Annotated in this window: 14 protein-coding genes; 1 reads left to right on the top strand and 13 read right to left on the bottom strand. The window is 56.8% G+C overall.

What is annotated here, in order from left to right; genetic code table 11:
• Positions 1 to 238 precede the first annotated feature (238 nt).
• The 10 genes from BN1134_RS16705 to BN1134_RS16660 form a co-directional block, all read right to left on the bottom strand.
• On the bottom strand, positions 239 to 577 hold the full coding sequence (locus BN1134_RS16705) for a hypothetical protein (RefSeq protein WP_024945024.1): 339 nt from the start codon (positions 575 to 577) through the stop codon (positions 239 to 241).
• Between the two features lie 24 nt (positions 578 to 601).
• On the bottom strand, positions 602 to 793 hold the full coding sequence (locus BN1134_RS16700; protein WP_024945023.1) for a hypothetical protein: 192 nt from the start codon (positions 791 to 793) through the stop codon (positions 602 to 604).
• Positions 790 to 1287 carry a RadC family protein gene (radC, locus tag BN1134_RS16695; RefSeq protein WP_024945022.1) on the bottom strand — a complete coding sequence of 166 codons (498 nt, stop codon included), beginning with the start codon at positions 1285 to 1287 and terminating at the stop codon, positions 790 to 792. The genes BN1134_RS16700 and radC overlap by 4 nt, the downstream gene beginning before the upstream one ends.
• A gap of 124 nt (positions 1288 to 1411) precedes the next feature.
• Positions 1412 to 1687 (bottom strand): hypothetical protein, encoded by a 276-nt coding sequence (locus BN1134_RS16690; RefSeq protein ID WP_042048606.1) that lies wholly within the window; start codon positions 1685 to 1687, stop codon positions 1412 to 1414.
• Positions 1662 to 2090 carry a hypothetical protein gene (locus BN1134_RS19445; protein ID WP_080688891.1) on the bottom strand — a complete coding sequence of 143 codons (429 nt, stop codon included), beginning with the start codon at positions 2088 to 2090 and terminating at the stop codon, positions 1662 to 1664. Before BN1134_RS19445 ends, BN1134_RS16690 begins: the two co-directional genes overlap by 26 nt.
• A 9-nt stretch (positions 2091 to 2099) precedes the next feature.
• Positions 2100 to 2525, bottom strand: coding sequence for a DUF2787 domain-containing protein (locus tag BN1134_RS16680; RefSeq protein WP_042048604.1), 426 nt, complete (start codon positions 2523 to 2525; stop codon positions 2100 to 2102).
• Positions 2526 to 2562: 37 nt separating this feature from the next.
• Positions 2563 to 3123: a lecithin retinol acyltransferase family protein gene (locus tag BN1134_RS16675; RefSeq protein WP_029303605.1), complete on the bottom strand. Its 561-nt coding sequence runs from the start codon at positions 3121 to 3123 to the stop codon at positions 2563 to 2565.
• An 84-nt stretch (positions 3124 to 3207) separates the two neighbouring features.
• The gene (locus BN1134_RS16670) at positions 3208 to 3840 is read right to left on the bottom strand and encodes a hypothetical protein (protein WP_232300671.1); all 633 of its coding nucleotides are present in this window, start codon (positions 3838 to 3840) and stop codon (positions 3208 to 3210) included.
• A gap of 102 nt (positions 3841 to 3942) precedes the next feature.
• Positions 3943 to 4305, bottom strand: coding sequence for a hypothetical protein (locus tag BN1134_RS16665; protein WP_042048599.1), 363 nt, complete (start codon positions 4303 to 4305; stop codon positions 3943 to 3945).
• Between the two features lie 247 nt (positions 4306 to 4552).
• Positions 4553 to 5104, bottom strand: coding sequence for a DUF4339 domain-containing protein (locus BN1134_RS16660; protein ID WP_042048597.1), 552 nt, complete (start codon positions 5102 to 5104; stop codon positions 4553 to 4555).
• Positions 5105 to 5291: 187 nt separating this feature from the next.
• Between BN1134_RS16660 and BN1134_RS16655 the strand changes: the two genes are divergently transcribed.
• Positions 5292 to 5639, top strand: coding sequence for a helix-turn-helix domain-containing protein (locus BN1134_RS16655; protein ID WP_042048596.1), 348 nt, complete (start codon positions 5292 to 5294; stop codon positions 5637 to 5639).
• Between the two features lies 1 nt (position 5640).
• On the opposite strand, the gene BN1134_RS16650 is transcribed toward BN1134_RS16655, so the two are convergent.
• From BN1134_RS16650 to BN1134_RS16640, 3 genes are all read right to left on the bottom strand, one after another.
• Positions 5641 to 6579, bottom strand: a complete 939-nt coding sequence (locus BN1134_RS16650; RefSeq protein ID WP_029303610.1) for a recombination directionality factor — start codon at positions 6577 to 6579, stop codon at positions 5641 to 5643.
• Entirely contained in the window at positions 6576 to 7577 is a 1002-nt protein-coding gene (locus tag BN1134_RS16645; protein WP_042048593.1) for a YqaJ viral recombinase family nuclease, read from the bottom strand. The genes BN1134_RS16650 and BN1134_RS16645 overlap by 4 nt, the downstream gene beginning before the upstream one ends.
• Before the next feature lie 96 nt (positions 7578 to 7673).
• Positions 7674 to 8309: DUF932 domain-containing protein (locus tag BN1134_RS16640; RefSeq protein ID WP_042048592.1), on the bottom strand; the 636-nt coding region annotated here is incomplete at its 5' end.

Raw genomic sequence — 8309 nt, 5'->3', positions numbered from 1 at the left:
GTTCCACCAGAGGGTGCGCAGCAACTCAAGGATGTAGTGCTGTGGCATCGGGGCATTGCAAAAGCGGTGTAACTGTACGGCAAAGGCTAGGTAATCCTTGCGATCGATCATGAAGGCAGACATGGGGTGATTCCTTGAAATGCAAAAGGCCACCTGCAGTGAGGTGGCCTTGTTGGGGGGATCGGAATATCCGGATCTTGGTGTTGGACCTGATGATCCGGGTTTGGGAATGCTGGCGTTATTCGTGCGCCTGCTCTGTGCTGGGGAGAGCCGCATCGAACAGGATGGCGTAGAGTGCACCATCAATGCCGTTGACGGCATCGTGATGCGGGTAATAGGGCGGCGTGTCTCGGGATCGCTCAAAGTAGTCACCAAAGCAGCTGAGACACTCGCGGATCTCGATGGTGGATCCCTGCAGCAAGGTCTCTTCAAAATGCTTGGCATAGGCCTCGTCATCATGTGCCTTGGTGACGGCCTTCTCCAGCAATGTCAGCGCATCCTCGTTGCAGGCGGCTGCTAGCCTATGGCGTAGCTTCTCGAGGGTTTCCTCAAGGGAATAGGGATTGGGTAATCGCATGGTGTTTATCCCTTCTTGGCTCGGTTAAGGGCGTAGCTGATGGAGCAGTGCATCAATGGCCTCGACACAATCGCTCTGGGTGAGCTGATAGCCGTTAGGCAGGTGAGCCACGATGGCAGGCTCGGCCTGCATCTCGACGTTGTCTGCAAGCCAGCCGCGCAGCTCGAGGAGGATGTCGAGGGTGGTGAGGTGTGACTTACCTAGGGTTAGAGTCATAGCTGACCTCTTTCGGCCAGCGAGACCACGCCCTCGGCACCGACCACCAGATGGTCGAGCAATCGCACATCGACCAGCGCCAAGGCCTCCTTGAGGGCTTGGGTAAAGACCCGGTCAGATTGGCTGGGTTCAGGGTCACCGCTTGGGTGATTGTGCACTGCGATGATGGCCCCGCAGTTGAGTATCAGGGCCCGCTTGACTACTTCCCGTGGGTAGATGCTGGCGCTGTCCAAGGTGCCGCGAAACAGTTCCTCAAAAGCCAGTACGCGGTGTTGGGAGTCAAGGAACAGTGCACCAAACACTTCGTGCTCCCGGTCCTGCAGCAGGGTTTGCAGCCGCTCGGCGGCCTCGGTGGTGCTGGTAATGGCGGTGCCTTTGGCCAAGCGCTTACGGGCAATCTGGTTGGCGATACGCAGCAGGTCTTGTTCGGTCACGGGTTCAGTGACGACATAAGTGCCGGGGCATTCCCCGGCTTTCAGCTTGTGATAACGCATAGTGGAATTCTCCAAATAAACAAAACCCCGGCACGCATGAAGCATGTCGGGGTTAAAGGTAGAGCGGTTGTTGGTTCACTTTGAGGGTAGTTCAGTTGGTCTTGGTGGCGGCTTCTGCTCCTGCTCAGGCTGTAGGGGCACGCTTCACCGGCATCAGCAATCCGGGGACCTGCAGGGTGAGCGGCATAGCGAGCGCAACGCTCAGCCGTTCCGCCAGCTCATAGGCTTGGCCGATAGTGTCGTAGTCAGCTATCCAGGTAGCCAGCGCCAATCCACTGGCTTCTACCGCTCGCAAGTAAACGCCGTAGCCGTGCACGGGCAGGGCGCTGCCCCGAACCACTTGCGTCTCGCCATTACGATTGATGGCTTCAAGTTCAACGGCTACCGGTTGTTTTGGCATCTTGTGCCTCCTCTTGGGGTAAGGGGTCACTCTCCACACGATAGCCGTGATGGATGCAGGCACGCTGCAGGTCACTCATAAAGCTTCCCAGCACGCGGGGCTGCTCAGAGAGTGGGACGGCTCCTGCCTGGCTGCGCCAGAAACAGCGACGCTTAGGGTCCACACAGATTTCATCCACGGGCTGGCTCATGGTGTGCCAGTCCTCGGCATTGGTGAGGGAGAGCAGTTGCCACTGCACGCCAGACCAACGCACTTGCAAGGTGACTGTGCGGGCTGGTGGGCTATCCGGTGTCAGGTGCAGCAGCCAACGCTGACCACTGCGAGTGGGGGTTAGCTTGGCGCTGGTGGCGACTCGTCCCAGCCACTGGCGTGAGTAGTGGGATAGAGCTAATTCTTGGGTCATCGTGACCTCCTAATCTCCTGCGACCGTGACGCTGAAGCATTCCAACCGGCAGTAGGCAATGAAGTTGCTTTGCCAGATATCGAACAATTCCCGCGCTTCGGCCAGCCGCAGCGGTCCCCAGCCCAACATGGTGTGTTCCCCATCGAGGAAGTTGAAGTCGATCTCCTTGCAGAGCTCGGCATCATGGCCGAGCCCCTGGTAGCTGAAGTCGGTGACGTAATCGAACAGCCAGCCATCTAGCCCACGGATCAGGCGGATCTCGACCGGGTGCACGCCACCTTGCTCGGCGCTGTAACCGGGGTTACGGAAGTTGAAGGTCAGCTGGGTGCAGCGCCCCAGATCGAGATCGGTTCGTTCGGCTTCCTGACTGAGCAGAGCCAGCAGGGCGGGGGTGACGGGCAGGGCAAAGCCGTCCCGGTAGAAGGGAATAGTCATAGGTTGTGCTCCTTGTTGTGCGAGGGTAGGCAGTGGCTCAGTCGGTGAGCCAGGACCAGAGGCGGCTGACTGCGTGAACGGCTAATGCGCCGGTTGCCAGGGGGACCCAGCTTGGCGATGTCGCGAGGGTGGTCAGGGTGATAGCAGAGGTGGCGAGCGTTATGTAATCAGACGTTGTGCGCTCGCGGCTCAACACAGTCATAGCTGGGGGAATGATAGTAGTCTGTGGAGTACGAAGGGCCGCTTTCGCCACCGCCGTTGCTACCTGACTAACCTGTGTCGAGTGGTGGATACCGTGGATGCACCACATCACGAAGTGTTCACAGTTACTGAACAACACATCGTAACGGTGTTCGCCCAGCCGTGTACGGGCACGTTTGAGGCTCGCTGTTCGGTCATACCGCCTGACAGGGCAAAATTTGCACCAGACCGGCTTACCATCGGAAAACGCATCCAGAGAGGTCATCACGATTTCACCGGGTAGGCCGAGATTAGGCCCCTGGTAGTGGATAACGAGGTCGCCCCCGACATAGAGGCCGTGGTGGGTATAACCGAGGCGAGCGGTCACCAGATGATCGCCTGGGGTGAATCGAGACATGAAGTTAACTCCTTGTGGTCAGGCATAAAAACGAAACAGGGCACCTTGTGGGTGCCCTGTTATCAGTGTGGAAAAGTGACGACGTTATTTGTGCAGCATCAGGGTACGAGAATCCCAGATCCAGGTTTCGGCGGGGTTGCCTGGCAAAGCTAATGTGAAGCCGTTGGTATCATGCGTCAGCTTGCCAAGATCGCTGCAGGTGCCGAAGGTGGGAGTGAGCAAGGGAAGCGTATCCGAGCGGATGACGGCTAGCTGATAGAGCATCGGACAACCAAATCCCCCGGTGTTGAGTTCGAGCAACACGGCTTTTCCCTGAGTCAATGGTTGCTCATGTTTGATGGTAATAGAGTGGTACATGTCAGTATTGAGCAGGACCTGCTCGCCATTGGTTACCACGATGGTGCCGTCGTCTTGCGGGCTAATGGATAGCCCTGGTGAGGCCGGGGCCGAGAATTTGGGCTCGAAATAGACACTCCCGTTTGAGTAGGTCACCATGGCGCCGTTGAGCGATACCTGTTTCCCTACGAGCTCGATAAGCCCTCCCTCATTGTCTGCATCGGTGAGTAATTCCACATTCCCTTTGCCTGGCACCTCTATCCAATATTTCAGACTGGCATAGCCGAGTGTTCCGCTGATGGTAGTAGGGATTTTCGATTCAATCTGTAGCGCATAATCGGCAGCAAAGGCAGTGACTGAGCAACTTAGCAGAGTTGCCATCGTTACCGCTCGTAGAGTTCGTATTATCTGCATGCTTGGGGATCTCATTGGTGGGGGCGCTTGGCGCTCGTTACTTTGATGTTGATCGTGTCGTTTTTTCGGTTATTCACCAAATGTGTATGTCACCTCACCGAGGTCAGTCACTAAGGTAGCACTGAACACGGTGCAGGACTCGTATCGAGCCGCAAACGTCACTCCTTGACCCAACTTGAGTTTGAGAGGGAAGGTGCTGCCGATGCCGAAATCGTGTTTAGCCTCCATCACCCTGCACCCTGGCTCGCCATCATTAATTACTACCTTCTCGATGATGACTTGGGCATTTTTTGTGACTACATAAATCTGTGGCCGTCCGATGGCTGTGTGAGTGAGTTCGACTTCAAATGTGGGGCCGCCAGAACCGCCACCACAGGCGCTGAGTGTTAACATGCTGGCTAGTAGCAGGGCATATCGGTAGATATGGGGCATAACGGTTTCCTTGTTGTTGCAGCACGGTCAAGCTTGTCTCCGAGTGGCTGGAAACAAGGACTTGGCCTTGAAGATAAATGCCTGGTTTTGTTGCTTTTCCGCACTGCCTTGAAATGGCATGACTGGAAAATACTCAAGTCCAACCTTTTGAGGTGGTCTTCCGAGCTTCGGATGTCAGTTAGGCGCTACTCGACCATGACGGTCGAGTAGCGGTCTGATGGCTGGCATCAACTTGAGCGAGGTAGAGTTATGCGCTGCAACTGCTGAGCATGATCAGCGAGAAGGTCACTAGCCAACACCAGAAATAGGTCGGCTTTTGTTGCAATGCCTTGGCGCGCTTCCAGAGATACACCGGCACGAGCCAGACCATTTTGCCAAATTGCTGTGTGTTGACGCCGGCTTTGCGCAGCGTATGTTCATCCCAGTAACTCAGTGCGATATTGATGATCAGTGAGATGTAGAAGAATGAGCCTTCCGCCACTGCGTTCGCGGCTTGGTCCGTATCATGGTATACGGCACCGGCGACAAAGCCTTCGCAGAAAATACCGATGATGGGCGCAAAAGCCAAAATCCAGATCAAGGTATTACTAATCGCAATTGCAGGTAGCGCTGGAGGGGTCGATGACGGCGGAATATCGGCGGCCAGCGGAGTCGCATGTAGTGGCAGCCATTGTGGCTGGCTCTGGTGCCATACCAGCGTCTGGTGACTGATATCTCCGGCGCCAAGTAAGCCTATCAACTGCTCCTTCATGATCGGACCAATCCGTTGACCATTCTTCTCGTAAAACCATTCACTCATTTGATTATTCCTTTAATTGCCTGTGGTGGTTGATGCCTGTGCTGCGAAAACAGACTGGATACCTCTCCAGAAACCCGCGAAGAGTTAAAAAGCCCCTCACATAAGACTTATGTTGTTGATGTTCATCCCTTTAAGTCCTTCATGTCAATGGGTCCTTATTCAACGATATAGCTTGATTGGAGGACTTATGACGAACATCAAAGTTGAGCTGCTCGCTAAAAGCGTGGGCAATGCGATCGGGCGGCAGCGCCAGCAGGCGGGATTGACCCAGGATCAGGTGGCAGAGCATCTCAATATCGGGATGGAAGCCGTCTCCCGGATGGAGCGCGGTATCGTAGTGCCGACCATTGCCCGACTGGCTGAACTGGCTCAGCTGTTTGAGTGCGAGCTGGCCGATTTCTTGCGCGAAACCAGCCCGCGCCCAACTGAGCAGGGTATCGTCTTGGGGCAGAAACTCGCCCGGCTGGACAGCGACGACCGGGCGTTGCTGCTGGAGACGTTTGAACGGTTGGTCGAGCGCCTGGCCAAATCCTGAGTTAGGGCGCACCGGGTATCGGTGTAGCACCTTTACCCAATTTATTGGTTAACGGGGATGCCCGTGCTCGCGTTCCCCGTGGTTGGGCCACTGTTTGCGGTGCCGGTTCGGCAGTCGAATGTTCCCCTTCCTCCACCTGGGGGTAAAACTCTTCCAGTAGCATTGGCACCTCTTCATCCACATCCTCGAACTGACCATTACGCAGCAAGGCTCGGGCCACCGTTTCCATCTCGCTAATCGTCAGCCCGGCCTCATCGTCCTGCATCGATTCCTGCCGTGCTTGGCCGACTGCCTCCGTCAGAGTCAGCTCGTCCCGCAGAGTCAAATCCACGTAGTAGACCGGGGTGCGGTAGGACTGGGTGGTGCTCTTGGCCCGTAGCCGTAAGGTCAGCGGCAGATAACGGGTCAGGCCGCCACTCACCGCCTCGAAGTACTTGAGGCGTGCCGCCAGGGTCCGTACCGAGTTATAGCCTGTGGTACGAAAGATAAAGCTGCCGAGCTCATCCCCCTGCCCCTCCACAAATAGGTTCAGTCGTCCGTACAACTTGCAGCCCTGTTGCTGGCCGTAGGGACAGCGCTCCGGACCGGGGCAACTGACTTCCTCCATCCCTTGCGCCCCCACCCGTTTTGCCACCTCTCCATTGCCGACACAAAGCGGCCGTCCGGTTTGGCGGTCAAAGGCGCTGTACTCTGCCCGCAGGTTCAGATCGCTGTCATTGAACAGCACCCGTACCGGAATGGCGCGGATCTTGGCCTGCTCATGCCCTTGAGCGAACTGTTGATGCAAGGGATGGAGCAACCATCCCCCTTTCTGCTGTACCTGGGTGGTGAGGGTGAAACTGTCGTCCTTCTCCGGTACCCATTTCCCCTCTTTCTGTACCAGCTTGCCAATACAGATCCGCCCAATCACGGGCGGGGTAATCGCCAGTCCTTTGATCATGGTGTGTGTCTCCTGACAGCGTGAACTGCTTGAATGGTGAAACGGCGTGAGCCGGGCACCGGTTTGACGTAGTGGCTGAGCAAATCGGGATGATCCTGACCGAGCCGGTCCAGATCGGGGGTCAGCCGATCCTTGCTGCGTTTCCAGGTGATCTTGCCGTCGGCGAAGAGTCCCGCCGTGGCCTCACCCAGCGTGGCCTGTAGCCGCTGCTTGATCTGCGATTCACGTAGCTCCACTTCCTCCTTGTGCTCGCGCAGATGCAGCAACTCCCCGAACAGCTGGTTGAACTCGGGCGAATCTGACAAGTCCACCGTCTCGCCATCATCACGGGGAAATAGCCAGGCTAGCGCCGATCCTGCATCCTCCGAGCCATCGGGCTCGGGCTGCTGGTTGCTAGTGACTTGCTGCCAGAACTGCGCCTCACGCTCGGTGAGATCCCGGATCTTCTCCTCGTCGCGCTCGATGCGGTAAATCCGAAAATCTTGACCCCCGATCAGTACCGCCACTTCCGCCCAGGCATGACCGGTGACGGCGAGCTGATGGAGTACCTGACACTGGTAGGCGACCGGTACGCCCTCCTCCCATTGGGGGGCACTGTGATAGCTGGCAGTCTTGATTTCGAGGATGCCGGGGCCGTCGGGGTGGCCCACCACCTCCCGGTCGAGATTGGCGAGCATAAACAGGTGCTCGGGGTGCTGTAGTACCGCATTGACCCGGCGCACCCGATAACCGGTGCGCTTGGCGTAGACCTGCGCCAACACCGGTTCGAGCTCGATACCCCACAGCACAGCTTCTTTGTGGGAGATATCTTCCGGCTCCTTACGCCCGGTCTTTTCCAGCCACAGTGACAGCGGGCATTTATAGGGTGAGAGGCCCACCGCAACGGCGGCATCGGATGAACCTAGCCCAAGCTTGCGGATCGCCAACCACTGCTTGCGAGAGAGGTCGGTGGTGGAGGCTAAGCGAATAGCCTGACCGTATTTGGCTTTTGCTTTCATCATTACTCCTTGTCAGCGGCATAAACGTCCCCGCCCGGCCTGATGGCTGGGTAGGGGTCTATGACGGGTAAATGAAATAAATCGGTAGAGCGGGGATTACTGCAGCAGAGTAAGGGCCTGATTGAGGGCCTGAGACTTTAGCTGAGCACCCTGACCAAACCAGGCAGAGTCCAGGCGATAGTCCTGACTTCGGGCACGGCGATGATGGTCCACATATTCCGTCACCGCATTGACCAGCCCCCAGGCGGTATTCTGGGAGCTGGCCAACTCCGAGCCCATACCGGCGCCTTGATATAGCTCGTGGAGCTGTTGGACTGGTCGGGTGAGGATAATTTGATTGTCGGCATCCAATGGCTGGTCCAGCAGGACGCTAAAGAAACGTAGCGCCTCTTCTGGGGCAACAGGACGGGCAGCCAATGCTTTGGTCTGGGTTTTGAATTCATCCCAATGAGCAAGTCCCAACCCTAATTCCTCTTTGACAATAGCCGGGTCAAATGTCGTCGAGTGAGAGACTTTGACTGCCCCAGTGCTATTACGCAACGCCATCTGCAGGGTGTTATTACAGACCACTCGCAATGAGGTAAATTGCGCCGTGGTGCAGAGCGTGCCGTCGCAGCTGGTTGCCAGCAGCAGATAGGACTTCACCAAGTCATTGCCTTTGAGTTTCAAGTCTTGGCCGGTACGGGCCAGCGCCCACAATTTACGGCCGCCCTTAAGTGAGCCTGCGGTTTC

The sequence above is a fragment of the Aeromonas simiae genome (assembly GCF_000820125.1).
Lineage (GTDB): Bacteria > Pseudomonadota > Gammaproteobacteria > Enterobacterales > Aeromonadaceae > Aeromonas > Aeromonas simiae.
The sequence above is the reverse complement of the archived record's forward strand: the minus strand, read 5'-3'. Positions and strand labels throughout refer to the sequence as shown.

Excerpts from the sequence above, each read along its gene's own strand:
- BN1134_RS16655 (WP_042048596.1), top strand. The coding sequence starts at position 5,292 with ATGACGAACATCAAAGTTGAGCTGCTCGCTAAAAGCGTGGGCAATGCG.
- BN1134_RS16680 (WP_042048604.1), bottom strand. The coding sequence starts at position 2,525 with ATGACTATTCCCTTCTACCGGGACGGCTTTGCCCTGCCCGTCACCCCC.
- BN1134_RS19445 (WP_080688891.1), bottom strand. The coding sequence starts at position 2,090 with ATGACCCAAGAATTAGCTCTATCCCACTACTCACGCCAGTGGCTGGGA.
- BN1134_RS16670 (WP_232300671.1), bottom strand. The coding sequence starts at position 3,840 with ATGGCAACTCTGCTAAGTTGCTCAGTCACTGCCTTTGCTGCCGATTAT.
- BN1134_RS16650 (WP_029303610.1), bottom strand. The coding sequence starts at position 6,579 with ATGATCAAAGGACTGGCGATTACCCCGCCCGTGATTGGGCGGATCTGT.
- BN1134_RS16660 (WP_042048597.1), bottom strand. The coding sequence starts at position 5,104 with ATGAGTGAATGGTTTTACGAGAAGAATGGTCAACGGATTGGTCCGATC.
- BN1134_RS16645 (WP_042048593.1), bottom strand. The coding sequence starts at position 7,577 with ATGAAAGCAAAAGCCAAATACGGTCAGGCTATTCGCTTAGCCTCCACC.
- BN1134_RS16665 (WP_042048599.1), bottom strand. The coding sequence starts at position 4,305 with ATGCCCCATATCTACCGATATGCCCTGCTACTAGCCAGCATGTTAACA.
- BN1134_RS16705 (WP_024945024.1), bottom strand. The coding sequence starts at position 577 with ATGCGATTACCCAATCCCTATTCCCTTGAGGAAACCCTCGAGAAGCTA.
- BN1134_RS16700 (WP_024945023.1), bottom strand. The coding sequence starts at position 793 with ATGACTCTAACCCTAGGTAAGTCACACCTCACCACCCTCGACATCCTC.
- radC (WP_024945022.1), bottom strand. The coding sequence starts at position 1,287 with ATGCGTTATCACAAGCTGAAAGCCGGGGAATGCCCCGGCACTTATGTC.
- BN1134_RS16675 (WP_029303605.1), bottom strand. The coding sequence starts at position 3,123 with ATGTCTCGATTCACCCCAGGCGATCATCTGGTGACCGCTCGCCTCGGT.
- BN1134_RS16690 (WP_042048606.1), bottom strand. The coding sequence starts at position 1,687 with ATGCCAAAACAACCGGTAGCCGTTGAACTTGAAGCCATCAATCGTAAT.